This window comes from Amycolatopsis sp. 2-15 (genome assembly GCF_030285625.1).
Classification (GTDB): Bacteria; Actinomycetota; Actinomycetes; order Mycobacteriales; family Pseudonocardiaceae; genus Amycolatopsis; species Amycolatopsis carbonis.
In genome coordinates this window covers 911,880-929,699 of the sequence record NZ_CP127294.1, presented here as the reverse complement: position 1 = coordinate 929,699, position 17,820 = coordinate 911,880, and the positions used below count along the sequence as shown (strand labels likewise).

Here is a 17,820-nt window from a genome sequence, read left to right as displayed (position 1 = left end):
GGCCCGTGAACGCAGGATCCCGGGCACCGGCCTCACTCCTTGAGCAGGCCGGCGACCTGCAGGGCCTGGGCCGCGGTGGCCACGGCGCCGAACGGCAGGCCCGCGCGTTCGGCGATGTCGAGGAGGCTGTGCTCGCCGTCGGAGTAGGACAGCACCCACAGCATCGCCAGCTGCGCTTCCTTGGCGTCGCTGCGGCCGCCGAGCGAGTCGTACAGCCCGCGCTTGCCGAGCTGCGGCTCGCCGTAGGGGCTGAGGTTCACGTAGCGACGGTTGCGCTCCAGCACGGCGAACGCCGTCTGCAGCGTGTCGAGCGTGTCCTCCATGGCCTCCGGTGAAACGAAGGCCGGGTTGTCGGCCGACGTGTGGTACTCGGGGTAACCCGCGTACGGCGTGCGCGTGAGGGACCCGACGCCGAGGTTGAAGCCGGGGGAGCAGAACTGCCGCTCGTCGTAGCCGTACGGCGAGAACTCGCGGATCTCGTGCGGCTTGTCCTTGAGCACGTGGGCCATCACGCGGTCGATGTCCGCGTCACCGCGGCGGCTTTGCTTGTACGTCAACGAGCCGCGGTCGCCGGCGCAGGCCAGCACCACGCCGTGCTTCACGCGATCCACGTGCTCGGCGTTGCGCGCGAGCCACGTGATCGCGCCGATCGTGCCCGGCATGAACAGGAAGCGGTACGTGAAGTGCGGCTTCTCTTCAGCCAGCTGCTGCGCCAGCGACACCGCGACCGCGATGCCCGCGAGGTTGTCGTTGGCCAGCGACGGGTGGCAGACGTGGCACGAAACGATCACCTCGTCGCTCACCTCGCCGGGCACCACGTGCTCGCCGTAGGTCAGCGAGCCGTCGGCCAGCGTCGAGTCGATCTTCACGTGGTAATCGCCTTCGGGCAACGCGTCGAGCACGTCCTGCGCGACGCAGAAACCCCAGGTGGGCGAGTAGTAGCTGGTGCGGTACGGGACCCAGGAGGGGCTTTCGGGCAGCGTGTGCAGACGTCCGCGCAGCTCGGCGAGGCTCATGGTCTCGTCCACCGGCACGCTGTAGCCGACCACGTGCAGGTTCGACGCGCGGAAGTCGATCACGCGCCGGCCGGAGGCATCCGCGACGAACGCGTCGCGGATGTTCCACTCCTGCGGCACGGTCCAGTCCAGCACCTGCGTGCCGGTGGGCACCTCGTGGACCTGCAGGCCCAGGTGCTCACCGACGATCGCCAGCGTCTGCCGGACGCCGTCCCCCGTGATGCTGCGGCAGAGCGGGTAAAGCCGCTCCACCAGCGCGTGCATCTCGCCCCCCGTGAGCATCAGCGCTGCCGCAGCGTGTCGTCGACGGCCCCCGCGGCCTGGCGGTCGGACAGCCAGTTGAGCCGCGTGAAGCGCCGCTCGAACTGCTGCTTGGTGAGCTCGTAGGCGCGGTAGGCGTCGATCAACTGCAGCGCGCCGTCCTTAACACCCCACTCGCACTCGAAGCCCGGGATCGCCTCGCGGAAACGCGAGAAGTCCACGCGGTACGAGCGCGGGTCGGCGCCGGCCTCGCCGGTGATCCGCAGCTTCGAGCCGGGCACGGCCTCCACGACCTCCTGCGCGATCTCCGCCACCGTCACGTTGTTGCGCTCGGTGCCGATGTTGAACGCCTTGTTGTGCACGGCCTCGCGCGGCGCCTCGAGCGCGGCCGTGAAGGCGCGGGCGATGTCCCGCGCGTGGACCAGCGGGCGCCACGGCGTGCCGTCGGACAGCACGAGCACCTCGCCGGAGAGGTAGGCGTGGCCCACGAGGTTGTTGAGCACGATGTCGGCGCGCAGCCGCGGCGAGAAGCCGAACGCGGTGGCGTTGCGCAGATACACGGGCGAAAACGAGGAGTCGGCGAGCTTCGAAACCTCGTCCTCCACGCGCACCTTCGACTCCGCGTACGGCGTCACCGGCCGCAGCGGCGCGTCCTCGTCGACCAGGCCGCCGCCGCCCGAGGCACCGTAGACCGAGCACGTGGACGCGTAGAGGTACCGGCCGACGCCGGCGTCCTTGGCCAGCTCCGCGAGCCGGACCGACGCGTGGTGGTTGATGTCGTAGGTGAGCTCCGGCGCGAGCGAGCCCAGCGGGTCGTTCGACAGCGCCGCCAGGTGGATCACCGCGTCGAAGCCCTCGAGGTGCTCGGGCCGCACGTCGCGCAGGTCGACGGTGATCGACGGCACCTCCTTCGGCGCCGGCCCCAGGAGACAGCCCGCGAAGAGCCCGGAGTCGAGGCCGACGACGTCGTGCCCGGCTTCGGTGAGCACCGGCGCCATCACCGTGCCGAGATATCCCGTGTGCCCGGTCAGCAACACCCGCATGTCAGTCAGCCCCTCAAGTCGAGAATGAGTTTGTTCACTTCGAACGCTTCCGCGTACCGCTGCTGGCACTCGATGCCGCGGATGCGGGCGAGGCCGAGGAAGGCCTCGCGGTCGTACCAGGGACGGTGCCGCTGGGAGGCGTAATGCTCCTGCAGCAGCCGCACCTTCCGCTCGGCCAGCTCGTCCGCGAGCGGGACGTAGGCCGCCAGCCGGCCGAGGTCGCCGTCCCACTTCACGATTTCGTAGCCCAGCGCCAGGTACCCGCGGAAGACCGTGGGCACCAGCTGCGCGAGGCCGCAGTGGTCCTGGTGCGCGTCGACCGTGCGCGGTGCGAAGACCACGTCCGGGTCGGTGCGCTGCTTGAGCTCTTCCAGCGCGTTCTTGGCCTCGTCCCAATGGGCCGGGAGGCGGCCGTCGGGGAGCTTCAGCACCGTGACGTCGAGGTTCGCGCCCGGGCAGAACGCGGCGAGCGCCGCCCGTTCCTCGGCCTCACGTTCGGTGCCGCCGCCCGAGAGCACCAGCGCGTCGACGCGGAGGCCGGGCCGCTGCCCGCAGAGCGTGAGCAGCGTCCCGCCGGCGCCGATGGCGATGTCGTCGCAGTGCGCACCCAGCACCACGACGCTGCCGAGCCGCTGCGGAAGCAGGTTGATCACGCGTGCACCCGGTCCCGTTCCCACAAGGCCCACGGCCGGTCGCCGCGGGTGTAGCCCTCGTCAAGCGCGAAGCGTTCCTTCACGGTGTCGGTCGGCTTCCAGAAGCCGCGGTACGGGTAGGCCAGCAGCCGGCCGCGCTTGGCGAGCTCGCCACAGCCGTCCGCGACCAGGTCGCCGTTCTCCGGGATGTGGTCGAAGATCTCCTGGCGCAGCACGAAGTACCCGCCGTTCTCCCACAGCGGCATGTCGCTGACGGGGGTGATCGAGCCGATGAGCCCGCCCTCGTCCATCTCCACGCAGTGGAACGAGGACTGCGGCGGCACGACCATCATCGACGCGCCGGCGTCGGTCTGCTCGAAGCGCTCGACCATCTTGTCCAGCGGTGCGTCGGTGAGCACGTCGGCGTAGTTGGCGAGGAACATCTCGTCGCCGTCGAGGTACTCGCGCACGCGGCGCAGGCGCTCGCCGATCGGCGACTCGATGCCGGTCTGCACGAACGAGATGGTCCAGTCGGAGATGTCGGTGGAGAGCAGCTCCGGCTTGCCGTCGCGGAGGACGAAGTCGTTGGACGTCGTCTCCTTGTAGTTGAGGAAGAACTCCTTGATGTGGTGGGCTCCGTAGCCCAGGCACAGCACGAACTCGGTGTGGCCGAAGTGCGCGTAGTAGCGCATCACGTGCCAGATCAGCGGTCTCGGGCCGACCATGGCCATCGGCTTGGGCACGTCGGAGGGGTCTCCGTTGCGCATCCGCATGCCGTAGCCGCCGCAGAACAGGACTACCTTCACTGCTTCACCTCGACGATCTCGAGACGGGGGATCGGGAACACGAGCCGCCCGCCCCAGTCGTCTACATAGGACAGCTGTTCGGTGAGTTCCTTCCTGAGGTTCCAGGGAAGGACGAGGACGTAGTCGGGCTTGTCGGCCGCGATCCGCTCGGGTTCGAGGATCGGCACGCGCGTGCCCGGGGTGAACCGGCCGTGCTTGTACGGGTTGCGGTCGACGGTGTAGGCGAGCAGGTCGGGGCGGATGCCGCAGTGGTTCAGCAGCGTGTTGCCCTTGCCAGGCGCGCCGTAGCCCACCACGGTCTTGCCCTCCTTGGCCGCCTTGACCAGGAACTCCAGCAGGTCGAGGCGCACGCGCGTGACGCGCTCGGCGAACTCGGTGTAGCCCGACAGCTCGTGCAGGCCCGCGGCCTTCTCGCGCGCCAGCACGTCGACCATCCGCGCACTCGGCTCGCCGGCGACCGCGGTGGGCCGCGCCCACAGCCGGATCGAGCCGCCGTGCGTCGGCAGCAGCTCGACGTCCACAACGGACAGTCCGCCGACCGCGAGCGCCCGGCGTGCGGATTCCACGGTGTAGTACTGGAAGTGCTCGTGGTAGATCGTGTCGTACTGGTTCTCGCTGATCAGCGTGAGCAGGTGCTGCACCTCGATGCTGACCCAGCCGTCGTCGGCCACCAGGGCGCGCAGGCCGTGGGTGAAGCCGATGATGTCGGGGATGTGTGCGTACACGTTGTTCGCCGCGACGAGGTCCGCCGGCCCGTGTTCCTCACGCACGTCGCGCCCCGTCTCGGGACTGAGGAACGCCGTCTTCGTCGGCACACCCTTGTCGCGCGCCGCCTGCCCGACGTTCACCGACGGCTCGATGCCCAGGCACCGGATGCCCCGCTCGACGACGTGCTGCAGCAGGTAACCGTCGTTGCTCGCCACCTCGACCACGAACGAGCCAGGCCCCAGCCCCAGCCGCCCGGCCGACTCGGTGACGTACTGGCGCGCGTGCTCCACCCACGACGTCGAGTACGACGAGAAGTACGCGTAGTCGGTGAACGTGTCCTCGGGAGTGATCAGCGGCGGGATCTGCGCCAGCCAGCACTCCGTGCAGACCTGCAGGTGCAGCGGGTAGGTGTTCTCGGGCTCGGCCAGCTGTTCCGCGGTCAGGAACCGCTCACACGGCGGGGTCGCTCCGAGATCGACGACACTCACCAGGGCTGTCGAACCGCAGAGTCGGCATGTGGTCATCAACGGGCTCCTCGGCTCGCGGCTTGCGTGCTAGACACGTCGATGACCAGCGGGGGGTCGTTACAGTGAGCGTGTGAGGGGTGGACCACCGTTTTCTGAATGAGATGTGCTGTACCGGTTCCGGGAGCTTCTTCCCGGCCTGTTCTCCTGGTGGGAGAGGGGGATTGGGGTGGTCTTTACCGAACCCCGGTGCCGTGTGCGGAGAGTAACTTCGCGCCGGGGTGCGTGGGTTTTTCCCGCACCCCGGCGGCGAAGGGTGATCCGATGACGAACCTGGTCTAGAGCTTCAGCTCAGCTTCTCGATCGCCGGGATCACGTCGGTCCCGAACTTCTCGATCGCCGAAACATCCGGCAACGTCGGGATGGTGCCGATCGCCGCGTGGAAGCCGAGGCCGTGGAGGCGCTCCAGCTCGGCCACGAGCTCGCCCGTCTTCTCGCCGTTGGGGCCGATGTCGAGGGTGTGGTAGACGGTCTTGGTGATCTCGTCGTAGTCGCGGCCCTCGTTCTCGCAGTGCTGCTTCAGCACGTCGAGCTTGTGCTCCACGTCGGGGGCGTTGAAGATGTTGCACGCATCGCCGTACTTCGCGACGAAGCGCAGCGTCTTCTTCTCACCGCCGCCGCCGATCATGATCGGCGGGTGGGGGCGCGTGATCGGCTGGGGCGAGTTGAGCAGGCGCTCGGCCTCGAAGTGCTTGCTGGAGAACGCGGCGTCGCCCTCGGCCCACATCTGCAGGATGTACTGCAGGTTCTCCTCGAGCAGCTCGAAGCGCTCGGCGGTGGACGGGAACGGGAAGCCGAGGCCCTTCGACTCCTCCTCGTTCCAGCCGGCGCCGATGCCGAGGATCGCGCGGCCGCCGGAGAGCACGTCGAGGGTCGTGATGGCCTTCGCGAGCAGGCCCGGGTGGCGGTAGATCACGCCGGTGATCACCGTGAGCAGCTTCGCGCGCTCGGTGTGCGCCGCGAGGAAGCCCAGCGCCGTGTAGGCCTCGAGCATCTCGTTCTCGCTCGGCCCGACGCCGCGGATCTGGAAGAAGTGGTCCATCACCGCCAGGTACTCGAAGCCGGCCTGGTCGGCCGAGCGCGCCACGGAGGCCAGGTCGGCGCCGAGCTTCGACGGACCGTTCGGCCAGGTGAAATTGGGAAGCTGAAGTCCGAGTTTCATAAAACCGAACGTATACCTGGAGTTACACCAGCTGCTCGGTCAGAAATTGCGGATGACGGAAACGGTTCCGTGCAAGGGATCCGTCACGTAAACAGCTCGCGAACGCTCGTCGACGGCCACGTCACCCGGGTTCACGCCGAGGCTCAGCTCGCCCGTCAGCACACCGGCTTTGCCGTCCACGCGGGACAGTCCGTTCTGGCCGCCGTTGGTGTAGATCGTGTCGGTGCCTTGGTGCACGGCGATCGCCGACGCTTCGCTGCGCAGCAATACCGTCTTGCTCTGCTTGCGCGTCACTGCGTCCACAATGGACATGTGGTGGATCGCCGAGTTGGCCACGAACACGGTGCCGCTCGCCTCGTGCACCACCACACCCGTGGGCGACGCCCCGACCGCGGCGCTGCTCGTGAACTTGCCGGCGTCGATGTCGTACACCTCGACCGAGTCGGTGGTGGGGCTCGTGCAGAAGGCGATGCGGCGCCCGGTGTCGAGCGCGATCCCCGCGAGGCTCGGCTTCGGCGCGGCCACCATCTGCTGCGTGGTGAGGCTGAGGGTGTCGAGGACGGCGAGCGTCCCCTTGGTGCCGCTCACGGCGTAGACCTTGTTCGCCGCCGAGTCCACCGCGAGCGACGACGCACCGGCGCCCGCGCCGACCACGCTCACCGTCTGGTGGCTCAGCGCGTCGAGCGCGATCACGGTGCCGCCCGGCGGGTTGGCCACGTACACGCGGTTGGCGGCCGAGTCCACGGCCACGTCGCTGGGCTTGCCGCCGACGGTGATGATCGTGGTCACGCGCCCCGCGGCCGGGTCGATCACGGCGACGGAGCCGGAGTTCGAGTCGGTCACGTACACCAGCCCCGTGACCGGATTCACCGCGACGGCCGTGAGCGCCCCGCCGACGTCGACCACGCTCACCTGCTCCGCCCACGCGGTCGCGGGGAGCATGGGCAGACAAACACCAGCTACACCTGCCATGGCCAGGGCGAACAGCCCTCGTCGGCTCAGTTCGGGACCGTGCATCGCCCACCTCCGCCGAGGATGATCACCTGGGAAAACTTTCCCGACCCTAACCCGCCGGTGGATCATGTGAAGGAACTTCGGGTCGCCCGATCGCGTTGTTTCCGATGAGTAATCACCCCTGAGAGCGGACGGAGGCGGGCCGCGTGCACAAGCACCAGAACGGGCTGAAGACGGCGTTGCTGCTCGGTCTGCTGTCGGCGATCATCATCGCGATCAGCGGCCTCTTCGGCCGCGGCGCCCTGATCATCGGCCTGCTCCTGGCGCTCGGGGTCAACGCGTTCGCGTACTTCAACTCCGAGAAGCTCGCGCTGCGTGCGATGCGCGCGCGGCCCGTGTCGGAGGTCGAGCAGCCCGCGATGTACCGCATCGTGCGCGAGCTGGCCACCACCGCGCGCCAGCCGATGCCCGCGCTCTACCTCAGCCCGACGGTCGCGCCCAACGCGTTCGCCACCGGCCGCAGCCCGCAGCACGCCGCCGTGTGCTGCACCACGGGCATCCTCGACCTGCTCAACGAGCGCGAGCTGCGCGCCGTCCTCGGCCACGAGCTGTCGCACGTCTACAACCGGGACATTCTGATCTCCTGCGTCGCCGGCGCGCTCGCCAGCGTGATCAGCGTGCTCGCCAACCTGGCCTTCTTCTTCGGCGGCAACAGCCGCGACGGCAACCCGTTCGTGTCCCTGCTGCTCGTCCTCGTCGGCCCCATCGCGGCGTCGGTGATCAAGCTCGCCGTCAGCCGCTCCCGCGAGTACCAGGCGGACGCCTCGGGCGCCGAGCTGACGGGCGACCCGCTCGCCCTGGCCTCGGCCCTGCGCAAACTGGACAGCGGCACCCGCGCGGCGCCGCTGGCCCCCGAACCGGCGGTCGTCTCGCAGTCCCACCTGATGATCGCCAACCCGTTCCGCCCGGGCGCGGGCCTGTCGAAGCTGTTCTCCACGCACCCGCCGATCGAGGACCGCATCCGCCGCCTGGAAGCCATGGCGCGGGGCTTCTGAGCTAGCGCCCCCGTCCCTAGGCTCCCGTCGAACCCAACGACTGCGCCACGCTCATCACGTAGTCCCCATACCCCGACTTCGCCAGCTTCGTGCCCAGCGCGTAACACTCGTCCGCGCTGATGAAGCCCATCCGGGCCGCGATCTCCTCCAGGCAGGCGATGCGCACGCCCGTGCGGTGTTCCAGCACCTGCACGAACTGCCCGGCTTCCAGCAGCGAGTCGTGCGTGCCTGTGTCGAGCCAGGCGAAGCCGCGGCTGAGCTCGATGAGGGTGGCGCGGCCTTCGCGCAGGTAGGTGAGGTTGACGTCCGTGATCTCCAGCTCGCCGCGGTGCGACGGCTTGAGCGCGCGCGAGATGTCGACGACCCCGTTGTCGTAGAAGTAGAGCCCGGTGATCGCGTTGTTGGACCGCGGCGAAACCGGCTTCTCCTCGATCGACACGAGCTTGCCGGCCCCGTCGATCTCGCCGACGCCGTAGCGCTCGGGGTCCTTGACGCGATAGCCGAAGAGCACGCAGCCGTCGAGGTCGGTCGACGCGTCCTGCAGGGTGTGCGAGAAACCCTGGCCGTAGAAGATGTTGTCGCCCAGGACCAGGGCCACGGAGTCGTCACCCACGAAGTCGGCGCCGATGACGAAGGCCTCGGCCAGGCCGTTGGGGCTGGGCTGCTCGGCGAAGCTGAACGACAGCCCGAACTGGCTGCCGTCGCCCAGCAGGCGCCGGAAGTTCGGCAGGTCGGCCGGCGTGGAGATCACCAGGATCTCCCGGATCCCCGCCAGCATGAGCACCGAGATCGGGTAGTAGATCATCGGCTTGTCGTAGACCGGCAGCAGCTGCTTCGACACGGCCTGCGTGATCGGGTGCAGACGCGTTCCGCTGCCCCCCGCCAGCACGATGCCCTTCATCCGTCTCCTCACTCGTGGCGATTCACCGTACCGAGTGAGTGTGTCAGCCCATCGGACCTTTGCCGAAGTAGGCCTTGCAGCCGAGGTTGTACTCGGTGGCGATCTCCACCACGTTCTTGCCGCCGTCGACCGGCAGCAGCGTCGACGAGTAGTTGGGGCAGAAGTTGTTGTAGATGCCGGTGATGAGGATGGGGGCGGGCAGCGGGTACCAGTTGCCGGCGCCGAGGTTGTCGTTGGCGAGCAAGGTCTGGCCGTTGCCGGCCACGGGTGTGCCCTTGGCGTTGGTGTAGATCTGCCCGACCATCACGAGCCGCACACCGTTCGGCCCGCCCGGGAAGAGCGTGACGGTCTGCGCGTGCTGGAAGTAGTTGCCGCTGGCGGTGTTCACGCGTGTGCCCGGATCGGCCGGATCGCCCCAGTTCGCGCCGTCCGTGGAGATCTTGTAATACGGGTCGCAGTAGCGGTCGCCGTAGTTGCAGATCTCGTAGCTGAACCAGTAGCGGCCGTCGGGCAGGCGCCGGATGATCGGCATGCCCGGGCGGACGCGGTCGGGCGGGATGGCCAGCGTGAGCTGCTTGGTGCCCCAGTGGATCCCGTCGGTGGACGCGACGCGGTTGAGCACCTGCGCGTACTTCGGGGCTTGCGTCTCGTCGGCGTAGTGCAGCCAGAGCGTGCCGCCGGCGTCGACGGTGAACTCGGGCTCCCAGATGCCGTCGTGGTTGTGCGAGATCGCGGCCTCGGACAGGTACGTCCAGCGCTTCCCGCCGTCGGAGCTGGCCCAGACCTTGATGCCGATGCGCCGCTGCGCGCCCGCGTCCTGCCGGTAGCTCGCGGCCCACAGCACCGTGCCCGCGCGCAGCCGGCCGACGCGTTGGGGCAGCTCGTAGAGGGTGCCGCAGCATTCGCCGAGCTTGCCGTCGGGGTCGCGGATCTCGCCGATCTTGTGGAAGCTCGCGCCCTCGTCGGTGCTCTCCATGATGGGCGTGAACTTGCCGTTCCCGTCCTCACTCGTGACCGACGCGAGGATGTGGCCCTTGCCGAACGGCGAGTACTGCAGCCGGATCAGCCGCGCGTACGAGCCGTATCCCGGCACGAGCTGCTGCTTGTCGACCACGGCCGACGCGGGCGTGAGCCCGGCGGCCAGCACCACCAGTGACGTGAGGAAGGCGATCACGGGTGTCCAACGGCGCATCGACGAACCTCTCTCGCGGGCGGGCCGCGCGATTACACCACGCAACCGCGCCCGGTCCGGCCCGCTTTGGGGCGCTTCCGCAGGTCAGCGCCGGGACTCCACCCGGTCGAGGGGTTTGGCCCGCCCGTTCGGGTGTCAGGTGGAGGTAACGGATTGTCAAAGGGTGACGAAAGATCACGAGAGAGCCGCGCGGCGGCTCACGAGGGGGAATGTCGGATGACGCGCGTCCGCGGGCGTGTTGCGGTGCTGCTGCTCGCGGGCCTGGTCACGGCCTCGTGCAGCGTTCAGCCGTCGGGGCACGGGGTGCTTCTGGGGTCGCCGGGTCTCGACGCGCCTTCGCCGACTTCGGTCGCGCCGCCCCCGCCGCCGCGTCGCCTGGAAGCCCCGACGGAAACCCACACCGGCAAGGGCGACGCCACGGTTCAGTTGTCGTGGCCCACCGACGTCCCCGGCTACCTCACCTTCGACTGCCCGCGCTGCGACTCCAACATCTTCGTCCACACCGACGGCGACGAGAACTCGCTCATCAACGCCATCGGCGCGTATCACGGCACGGTCTGGTTCAACGTCACCGAAGGCCGCGACCCGTCCCGCACCCTCACGATCACCGCGAACTCCTCGTGGACCGCCACCCTGTCCGACCACCGCACCCTGCCCACCCTCACCGCGGGCAAGCCCTACTCCGCCAAGGGCGACGCGGTGCTGTCGATCCCCGCCGGCGTCACCCACGCGACCTTCAAGACCGCCTCCCGGGGCAACTCCGCCGTCTGGGTCCAGGGCGGCGGCACCATGGACCTGGCGGTCAACGAGATCGGCGCCACCACGGCCGACTTCCCCGTGCCGGGCCCGACGCTCGTGGAGGTCCAGGCGTACGAGGGCCAGTGGACGTTCACGGCTTCGTGACGAGCTCCAGCACCGAGTGGCCCCCACCCACGGGATACGTCTTCTCGCGCCGCCAACCCGACGCCGCGAACAACGCGTCGTACTCGTCGAGGTCGCGTTCCATGCCCTCGGTCGCGGTGAGCATGTCCGTGTCGGCGCGCGTCGCGAAGTCGGGTTTGCCGAGTTCGCCGATCACCATCTCGACGACGAGCAGCCGGCCGCCTTCGGTCACGGCCGCGCGGCAGTTGCGCAGGATCGTGAGGCAGCTCTCGTCGGACCAGTCGTGGAGGATCATCTTCAGCAGGTACAAGTCCGCGGGCGGGACGGCGTCGAAGAAGTCGCCCTCGACGGCGGTGAAGCGGTCGGCCAGGCCACGCCGCTCGGCCTCCGCGCGGGCGCCCGGCACGGCGTGCGGCAGTTCGAGCACCTGCCCGCGCAGCTGCGGGTTCGAGGCCATCAGGCCGAGCACGAAGTCGCCGTCCGCGCCGCCGGCGTCGACGACCGTGGTCACGCCCGTGGTGTCGACCGCAGCAATCGCGCCCTGCGTGACCAAACCGGACAGATCTCCCATGGCGCGCGCGAAAAGTGCCGCTTCCCCCGCGTTTTCGGGACGGCCGAAGTAACCGAACAGGTCCGTGCCGTGGGTTTCGCGCATCTGGGTGCGTCCGGTGCGCACGGCGTCGGGCAGCCGCTCCCACGCCTGCCAGTGGGCGTGCTCGTTCTGGACCATCACGAGCGACCGCATCGACCCCGGCACGTCGGAGCGCAGCAGCCCGCCCAGCGGCGTCAGCCCGAACCTGCGCTCGCCTTCGTGGCTCAGAACCCCGAGCGACGCCGCGGCGCGCATCAGCCGGTACGTCGTGCGCGGGTCGCTGCTCACCCGCTCGGCGACTTCCGCGGCGTTGGCGGGGCCGTCGGCGAGGTGGTCGGCGATGTTCAGCGTGGCCGTGGTGCGCAGGATCTGGGCGACCCAGCCGCCGGTGAGCAGGTGCAGCATCAACTCGGCGTCGTCCGCCGAGTCGGTGGTCGCGAGCGGGTCGGTGGGCATGGCGGGTCCTCCCTCGGCGAGTGCCGGTGCTTCCGGCGGTGCCGAGGTCACGCTAGAAATCGCGCGGGTCTGCCCGATTGGACTTCGCCGCCGCGTTCGTTGAATCTGCGCGCCATGGTGTTCGTGGCACGGGTGTGCAAACCCGTCGGAAGTACTCCGTGGACGTGACGGTGCCCGCGCACGCGCGCGACTGGCCCGAAGTGCTGCGCCAGGGATGGGACTCCCAGGTCGGGCGCGTGATCCCCCTGCCGCCCGCGAAACCCGTCGGCGCCGACGACTACCGCGTGCGCATCCGCCACGCCAAAGTGGACGACGCCGTCATCGAGCGCCTCTACAGCGAGTCCGTCGCCGGCGGCACGGGCGGTGACTTCAACCACTCAACAACCGGGTCGTGCTCCGCATCGTCCGCCACGGCGAGTGGCGCTTCACCGGCCCGCGCCGTACCACCACGACCGTTTCTGGTGGACAGTTCATCGTGCGGCTCAACGATCCCTCGTGGACGTTCGAGGTCGAGCCGCGCACCACGGCGCTGGTCCTGCAGCTGCCCGTGGAGCCCCTGCGCCCTTATCCGGCCGACCGGCACGTGGCCGGCAGTGTCGAGGCGCCCGAGCTTCGCCTGCTCGTGGCCCAGACCCGCGCCATCGAGGCGTCCGTCGACACCCTCGGCCCGGCCGGCCTGCAGGCCGCGCGCGCCGCCCTGGTGGAGCTCACGCGCGGCGTCGTGTGCGGCCACGTGGACGCCACGGAGCCCCAGCTCGCCCCCACCCTGGCCGCCGCCGCGCGCGACCTCGCCGACTCACTGCCGGCCGACCCGGAGCTCAGCCCCGCCGTGGTGGCCGCGCGCCTGAACGTCTCGTCCCGCACCCTGCAGCGCGCCTTGTCCGCGACGGGCGAACCGCTCGGCGCCTACGTCCGCCGTCGCCGCCTCGAGCGGGCCCGCCTGGACCTCACCTCGCACGTCACGGTGTCCGAGGTCGCGGCACGCTGGCAGTTCGCGGACAGCAGCCATTTCATCCGCGCGTTCAAATCGCGCTACGGCATGACGCCGACGCAGTTCGTGAGGTCGGCTCAGCGGTAGTTCGTGAACTGCAACGCGATCTCGAAGTCCTTGCCCTTCAGCAACGCGATCACGTCCTGCAGCTGGTCCTTCTTCTTGCCCGACACCCGCAGCTGGTCGCCCTGGATCTGGGCCTGGACGCCCTTCGGGCCTTCGTCGCGGATGAACTTGGCGATCTGCTTCGCCTTGTCCGACGCGATGCCCTGCAGGATCTTGCCGCCGATCTTGTAGATCTTGCCGGACAGCGCGGGCTCGCCGGCTTCGAACGCCTTCAGCGAGATGTTGCGCTTGATCAACTTCTCCTTGAAGACCTCCACGGCGGCGAGCGCCCGCTCCTCGGTCTCCGACTCGATCGTGAGCGCTTCCTCGCCGGCCCAGTCGATGGTCGTGCCCGTGCCGCGGAAGTCGAACCGCGTGCCCAGCTCCTTGCTCGCCTGGTTCAGCGCGTTGTCCACCTCCTGGCGGTCGACCTTGCTCACCACGTCGAAAGAGGGATCCGCCACGTGTCCTCACACCTCGTACTCGCTCGTCAGGGGCCACCAGCCTAGCCCCTGTCACCCTGGTGGGGTCCCCGGTTGATCGGCGCGTCGGGCGGTTGGGTATCCTTCTACGCGGCCGGTCACCCGGCCATGGCAGGTTACCCAAGCGGCCAAAGGGATCTGACTGTAAATCAGACGGCTCAGCCTTCGGGGGTTCGAATCCCTCACCTGCCACACCAACCCTCGCGAAGATTCGCGAGGGTTTGTTCTTTGCTAGGTGCTCAGCTTCGTCGGGGTCACCACCACCGCGACGGAGAACAACTCCGCGAATCGCTCAGGCGTGTCAAACAGTGCCGCGATGCGCTCGGTGTACTTGGCTAGGTACTCGGGGTTCCGGTCGGCCGGCGGGGCCGTCGCGGGCGCGGCCAGGCCTTCGATCCGTACGACGTTGCGGCCGACGTCGGTGACGTCGAGCACCAGACTGACCTTCGGGTTGCTGGCGATGTTGCGCAGCTTCGCCGTGCCGGGGCGGCTGTAGAGAAGGAAGGTCTCGTCGTCGCGCGCGAGGAACCACACGGGCACGGTGACCGGCTGCCCGTCCGGGCGCACGGTGGAGAGCCACGCCATCAGGTTGTGGTCCAGCCGCGCCTCGACCCGTTCGCGATCGGCGAGTGGCAGGTGCGTCGTAAGTTCCACAGCGGTCCCTCCACAGTGGGTGCCCCGTGAGGCTAACGGCGACGTCCGACAATTTCGGGTGATCAAACGCCGGACCAGGGGATTCACACCCGGGTGGGATGGCAGACTTCCGGACATGGGCGAGGTCATCGGGTTCCATTCGTTCCGCAGCAGCTTCCCCGCACCGCCGCCGGGCTGGCACGACGCCCACGCCGGCGCCCTCGACGAGTTCGACCACCTCATGATCTACGTGTGCCGCGCGGCGGTGCCGTCCGACGTGGACGTCGAGGACCCCACCTACGAGGCCTGGGACGACTGGGACGTCCAAGCCCTCATCGACGCCCTCGGCGGCCAGTCGCGGCTCGACGAGCTCCTCCTCGACCCCGCCACCGCGCCCACCCTGCTCGCCCGCCTGCCGGAATCGCTGGAGCGCCACCGCCAGGTCGTGATCGACATCGACATCTACTACGCCCTCACCAAACTCGGCTCCATGCTCGGCCGCGTCGAGGCGACGTAGGCATCACGGCGCCTGGGGAGGGAGTGCCGATTGAACACTGTCGCCCTCCTCACACACCCGCCTTCACGCAACACCAGCGAAACGTGCGTGCTGTCCACTCGACGCAACATCGAGGAGGACTCATGCCCGAGGTCGTGTTCCGAGTGCGCTGGCCGGATTCCTCGGTGCAGCGGTGCTACTCACCGTCCACTGTGGTCGAAGAGCACTTCACCGCTGGGGAGGCGTACCCCGTCGCGGAGTTCGTCGAGCGGTCGCGGGCGGCGTTGACGCTCGCGTCGGAGCGGGTGCTCGCGCGGTTCGGCTTCCCGTGCTTACGGGCGGCGGCGCAGCTCGCCGACATCGAGCGGCGAGCGGGAGCTTTCCGAGGCCGAGAAGAACAAGTGGTCGTGGAGGGCTTCGAACAGTGAAAAGCCCCCGTTCCCAACGGAAACGGGGGCCAGTCACGCAACCACTCACGCAGCCTGCGGAACCTCCGAAGAAGCAGGCGTCAACGCCAGCTCCAGCACCTCACGGACGTTCGCCACAGCGTGCACATCCAGCTGCGACAGCACCTCCGCCGGCACGTCGTCCAGGTCCGGCTCGTTGCGCTGCGGGATGATCACCGTCTTCATCCCGGCCCGGTGGGCGGCGAGCAGCTTCTGCTTCACGCCACCGATCGGCAGCACGCGGCCGGTCAACGAGACCTCGCCGGTCATCGCCACGTCCGCGCGAACCACGCGGCCGGACAGCAGCGAGGCCAGAGCCGTCGTCATGGTGACGCCGGCCGAGGGGCCGTCCTTCGGCACCGCGCCCGCGGGGACGTGGACGTGGATGCCGCGGTCCTTCAGATCGCTGACGGGCAGTTCGAGCTCCGCGCCGTGCGAGCGCAGGTACGAGAGCGCGATCTGCACCGACTCCTTCATCACTTCGCCGAGCTGGCCGGTGAGCTGAAGGCCCGTCGAGCCGCTCTCCGGGTCGGCCAGCGACGCCTCGATGTAGAGCACGTCACCGCCGGCGCCGGTCACGGCCAGACCCGTTGCGACGCCCGGAATGGACGTGCGCTGGGTCGAGGTCGGCAGCGAGGACTCCGGCACGTGGCGCGGGCGGCCCAGGTAGGTCTCCAGGTCGGCCGCGTCCAGGGAAACCGGCAGCGCGGCCTCGTCCAGAGCCACCTTCGTCGCGATCTTCCTCAGCAGCTTGGCGATCGTCCGGTTCACGTCGCGCACGCCCGCCTCGCGGGTGTACTCGGCGGCGATCCGGCTGAACGCCGCGTCGGTGATCACCACGTCGCCGGTCGTGAGGCCGGCGCGCTCCAGCTCGCGCGGGAGCAGGTGGTCACGGGCGATCGTCACCTTCTCGTGCTCGGTGTAGCCGTCGAGGGTGACGAGCTCCATGCGGTCGAGCAGCGGGCCGGGGATGGTCTCCAGCGCGTTGGCCGTCGCGAGGAACACGACGTCGGACAGGTCGAGCTCCACCTCGAGGTAGTGGTCACGGAACGTGTGGTTCTGCTCCGGGTCCAGCACCTCCAGCAGGGCGGCCGTCGGGTCGCCGCGGTAGTCGGCGCCGACCTTGTCGATCTCGTCGAGCAGCACGACCGGGTTCATCGAGCCGGCCTCCTTGATGGCCCGCACGATGCGGCCCGGCAGCGCGCCGACGTACGTACGCCGGTGCCCGCGGATCTCCGCCTCGTCCCGGATGCCACCGAGGGCGACGCGCACGAACTTGCGTCCCATGGCCTTCGCCACGGACTCGCCCAGCGACGTCTTGCCGACCCCGGGAGGGCCCGCGAGGGCGAGCACGGCACCCGAACGGCGTCCGCCGACCGGGCCGAGCCCCGACTCCGCGCGGCGCTTGCGCACGGCCAAGTACTCGATGATGCGTTCCTTGACGTCGTCGAGGCCCGCGTGGTCCGCGTCGAGCACGGCGCGCGCGGCGGCGATGTCGTAGACGTCCTCGGTGCGCTCGTTCCAGGGCAGCTCCAGGACGGTGTCGAGCCAGGTCCGGATCCAGCCGCCCTCGGGCGACTGCTCGGAGGTGCGCTCCAGCTTGTCGACCTCGGCCAGCGCGGCCTTCTTCACGTTGTCGGGCAGGTCGGCGGCCTCGACGCGGGCGCGGTAGTCGTCGTCCTCGGCGGTGCCGTCGAGCTCACCGAGCTCCTTGCGGATCGCCTCGAGCTGGCGGCGCAGCAGGAATTCCTTCTGCTGCTTGTCCATGCCCTCCTGGACGTCCTTGCGGATGGTGTCGGTCACTTCGAGCTCGGCGAGGTACTCCTTGCTCCACTCCATGGCCCTCTCGAGCCGCTTGCTCACGTCGAGCGTGGTGAGCAGCTCGATCTTCTGCTCCGTGGCCAGGTACGGCGCGTTGCCCGACAAGTCCGCGATCGCGGAGGGCTCTTCGACCTGCTGGACAGCGTCGATCATCTGCCAGCCACCACGCTGCTGGAGCAGCGAGATGACCACGGCCTTGTACTCCGACGCGAGCTGCGTGGAGCGGTCGTCGGTGAACTCGGTGGCCTCGTCGGCGTGGACCCAGCGCGCGGCGCCGGGACCGTCCGCGATGCGGCCCACCACGGCGCGGCCGGTGCCGCGCAGCAGAACGGCGGCCTTGCCGCCGGGAACCCGGCCGATGCGCTCGACGGTGGCGACCGTGCCCATCTCGGCGTACTCGCCGTGGATGCGGGGGACGATCAGCACTTCGGCCTTGGTGGCCGCGCCGGAGCGGATGCCGGGGAACGACGCCGTCGCGGGCGTCTTGGCCTGAGCGGACTCCACTGCGCCCCGGGTCTCGGCGTCGGTGAGGTCGAGCGGGACCACCATGCCCGGCAGCACGACGTCGTCATCGAGCGGGAGAACGGGCAGGAGGCGGGGATCTGACATGTGCACTCCTCGATTAGTTGAGTCTGCCTTGCTCAACTATCTGTGGGGCGGGT

18 protein-coding genes and 1 tRNA gene are annotated in these 17,820 nt (G+C 69.2%); 6 read left to right on the top strand and 13 right to left on the bottom strand.

Annotation, left to right across the window (positions count from 1 at the left end):
• Window positions 1-32: 32 nt before the first annotated feature.
• The 7 genes from QRX50_RS04570 to QRX50_RS04540 all read right to left on the bottom strand — a co-directional run bounded on the left by QRX50_RS04570 (window position 33) and on the right by QRX50_RS04540 (window position 7,094).
• Complete coding sequence (locus tag QRX50_RS04570; RefSeq protein ID WP_285970719.1) at window positions 33-1,298, bottom strand: DUF4910 domain-containing protein; 1,266 nt, start codon at window positions 1,296-1,298, stop codon at window positions 33-35.
• Window positions 1,298-2,320: an NAD-dependent epimerase/dehydratase family protein gene (locus QRX50_RS04565; RefSeq protein WP_285970718.1), complete on the bottom strand. Its 1,023-nt coding sequence runs from the start codon at window positions 2,318-2,320 to the stop codon at window positions 1,298-1,300. The genes QRX50_RS04570 and QRX50_RS04565 overlap by 1 nt, the downstream gene beginning before the upstream one ends.
• Window positions 2,321-2,325: 5 nt before the next feature.
• Window positions 2,326-2,973, bottom strand: coding sequence for a PIG-L deacetylase family protein (locus QRX50_RS04560; protein ID WP_285970717.1), 648 nt, complete (start codon window positions 2,971-2,973; stop codon window positions 2,326-2,328).
• Entirely contained in the window at window positions 2,970-3,758 is a 789-nt protein-coding gene (locus QRX50_RS04555) for a sugar phosphate nucleotidyltransferase (RefSeq protein WP_285970716.1), read from the bottom strand. Before QRX50_RS04555 ends, QRX50_RS04560 begins: the two co-directional genes overlap by 4 nt.
• The gene (locus QRX50_RS04550; RefSeq protein WP_285970715.1) at window positions 3,755-4,990 is read right to left on the bottom strand and encodes a class I SAM-dependent methyltransferase; all 1,236 of its coding nucleotides are present in this window, start codon (window positions 4,988-4,990) and stop codon (window positions 3,755-3,757) included. Before QRX50_RS04550 ends, QRX50_RS04555 begins: the two co-directional genes overlap by 4 nt.
• 286 nt (window positions 4,991-5,276) lie before the next feature.
• The gene (locus QRX50_RS04545; RefSeq protein WP_285970714.1) at window positions 5,277-6,152 is read right to left on the bottom strand and encodes an LLM class F420-dependent oxidoreductase; all 876 of its coding nucleotides are present in this window, start codon (window positions 6,150-6,152) and stop codon (window positions 5,277-5,279) included.
• Window positions 6,153-6,191: 39 nt separating this feature from the next.
• Window positions 6,192-7,094, bottom strand: coding sequence for a YncE family protein (locus tag QRX50_RS04540; RefSeq protein ID WP_285970713.1), 903 nt, complete (start codon window positions 7,092-7,094; stop codon window positions 6,192-6,194).
• A gap of 218 nt (window positions 7,095-7,312) precedes the next feature.
• Here QRX50_RS04540 and htpX point away from each other — a divergent pair, with 218 nt between their 5' ends.
• Window positions 7,313-8,161, top strand: a complete 849-nt coding sequence (htpX, locus tag QRX50_RS04535; RefSeq protein ID WP_285970712.1) for a zinc metalloprotease HtpX — start codon at window positions 7,313-7,315, stop codon at window positions 8,159-8,161.
• Between the two features lie 16 nt (window positions 8,162-8,177).
• Here htpX and rfbA read toward each other — a convergent pair whose 3' ends face one another.
• Window positions 8,178-9,062 (bottom strand): glucose-1-phosphate thymidylyltransferase RfbA, encoded by an 885-nt coding sequence (gene rfbA / locus QRX50_RS04530; RefSeq protein ID WP_285970711.1) that lies wholly within the window; start codon window positions 9,060-9,062, stop codon window positions 8,178-8,180.
• Window positions 9,063-9,105: 43 nt separating this feature from the next.
• Window positions 9,106-10,254, bottom strand: coding sequence for a sialidase family protein (locus tag QRX50_RS04525; RefSeq protein WP_285970710.1), 1,149 nt, complete (start codon window positions 10,252-10,254; stop codon window positions 9,106-9,108).
• A 216-nt stretch (window positions 10,255-10,470) separates the two neighbouring features.
• Here QRX50_RS04525 and QRX50_RS04520 point away from each other — a divergent pair, with 216 nt between their 5' ends.
• Window positions 10,471-11,157, top strand: coding sequence for a hypothetical protein (locus QRX50_RS04520; RefSeq protein WP_285970709.1), 687 nt, complete (start codon window positions 10,471-10,473; stop codon window positions 11,155-11,157).
• Here the strand turns inward: QRX50_RS04520 and QRX50_RS04515 are convergent.
• Window positions 11,144-12,184, bottom strand: a complete 1,041-nt coding sequence (locus QRX50_RS04515; RefSeq protein WP_285970708.1) for a methyltransferase — start codon at window positions 12,182-12,184, stop codon at window positions 11,144-11,146. The two genes, QRX50_RS04520 and QRX50_RS04515, sit on opposite strands and share 14 nt — an antisense overlap.
• A 391-nt stretch (window positions 12,185-12,575) precedes the next feature.
• On the opposite strand from QRX50_RS04515, the gene QRX50_RS04510 reads away from it, so the two are divergent.
• Window positions 12,576-13,262 (top strand): helix-turn-helix transcriptional regulator, encoded by a 687-nt coding sequence (locus QRX50_RS04510; RefSeq protein ID WP_285970707.1) that lies wholly within the window; start codon window positions 12,576-12,578, stop codon window positions 13,260-13,262.
• Here the strand turns inward: QRX50_RS04510 and QRX50_RS04505 are convergent.
• Complete coding sequence (locus QRX50_RS04505; RefSeq protein WP_285970706.1) at window positions 13,253-13,744, bottom strand: YajQ family cyclic di-GMP-binding protein; 492 nt, start codon at window positions 13,742-13,744, stop codon at window positions 13,253-13,255. The genes QRX50_RS04510 and QRX50_RS04505 overlap by 10 nt on opposite strands.
• A gap of 128 nt (window positions 13,745-13,872) precedes the next feature.
• On the opposite strand from QRX50_RS04505, the gene QRX50_RS04500 reads away from it, so the two are divergent.
• A tRNA-Tyr gene (locus QRX50_RS04500) sits at window positions 13,873-13,954 on the top strand.
• Between the two features lie 39 nt (window positions 13,955-13,993).
• On the opposite strand, the gene QRX50_RS04495 is transcribed toward QRX50_RS04500, so the two are convergent.
• Window positions 13,994-14,416, bottom strand: a complete 423-nt coding sequence (locus tag QRX50_RS04495) for a TIGR03667 family PPOX class F420-dependent oxidoreductase (RefSeq protein WP_285970705.1) — start codon at window positions 14,414-14,416, stop codon at window positions 13,994-13,996.
• Window positions 14,417-14,531: 115 nt separating this feature from the next.
• Between QRX50_RS04495 and QRX50_RS04490 the strand changes: the two genes are divergently transcribed.
• Together QRX50_RS04490 and QRX50_RS04485 are read left to right on the top strand one after the other, a co-directional pair.
• Window positions 14,532-14,912 carry a hypothetical protein gene (locus tag QRX50_RS04490; RefSeq protein WP_285970704.1) on the top strand — a complete coding sequence of 127 codons (381 nt, stop codon included), beginning with the start codon at window positions 14,532-14,534 and terminating at the stop codon, window positions 14,910-14,912.
• Window positions 14,913-15,034: 122 nt separating this feature from the next.
• A complete protein-coding gene (locus QRX50_RS04485) occupies window positions 15,035-15,319 on the top strand; it encodes an MSMEG_0570 family nitrogen starvation response protein (RefSeq protein ID WP_285970703.1) in 285 nt (94 codons plus the stop codon).
• Between the two features lie 45 nt (window positions 15,320-15,364).
• Here the strand turns inward: QRX50_RS04485 and lon are convergent, their stop codons facing one another.
• Window positions 15,365-17,767 carry an endopeptidase La gene (gene lon, locus QRX50_RS04480; protein ID WP_285970702.1) on the bottom strand — a complete coding sequence of 801 codons (2,403 nt, stop codon included), beginning with the start codon at window positions 17,765-17,767 and terminating at the stop codon, window positions 15,365-15,367.
• Window positions 17,768-17,820 lie beyond the last annotated feature (53 nt).

Coding starts and splice junctions, on each gene's coding strand:
- QRX50_RS04570 (WP_285970719.1), bottom strand. CDS start 1,298: ATGCTCACGGGGGGCGAGATGCACGCGCTGGTGGAGCGGCTTTACCCG.
- QRX50_RS04565 (WP_285970718.1), bottom strand. CDS start 2,320: ATGCGGGTGTTGCTGACCGGGCACACGGGATATCTCGGCACGGTGATG.
- QRX50_RS04550 (WP_285970715.1), bottom strand. CDS start 4,990: ATGACCACATGCCGACTCTGCGGTTCGACAGCCCTGGTGAGTGTCGTC.
- QRX50_RS04545 (WP_285970714.1), bottom strand. CDS start 6,152: ATGAAACTCGGACTTCAGCTTCCCAATTTCACCTGGCCGAACGGTCCG.
- QRX50_RS04540 (WP_285970713.1), bottom strand. CDS start 7,094: ATGCTCCCCGCGACCGCGTGGGCGGAGCAGGTGAGCGTGGTCGACGTC.
- rfbA (WP_285970711.1), bottom strand. CDS start 9,062: ATGAAGGGCATCGTGCTGGCGGGGGGCAGCGGAACGCGTCTGCACCCG.
- QRX50_RS04525 (WP_285970710.1), bottom strand. CDS start 10,254: ATGCGCCGTTGGACACCCGTGATCGCCTTCCTCACGTCACTGGTGGTG.
- QRX50_RS04520 (WP_285970709.1), top strand. CDS start 10,471: ATGACGCGCGTCCGCGGGCGTGTTGCGGTGCTGCTGCTCGCGGGCCTG.
- QRX50_RS04515 (WP_285970708.1), bottom strand. CDS start 12,184: ATGCCCACCGACCCGCTCGCGACCACCGACTCGGCGGACGACGCCGAG.
- QRX50_RS04490 (WP_285970704.1), top strand. CDS start 14,532: ATGGGCGAGGTCATCGGGTTCCATTCGTTCCGCAGCAGCTTCCCCGCA.
- QRX50_RS04485 (WP_285970703.1), top strand. CDS start 15,035: ATGCCCGAGGTCGTGTTCCGAGTGCGCTGGCCGGATTCCTCGGTGCAG.
- lon (WP_285970702.1), bottom strand. CDS start 17,767: ATGTCAGATCCCCGCCTCCTGCCCGTTCTCCCGCTCGATGACGACGTC.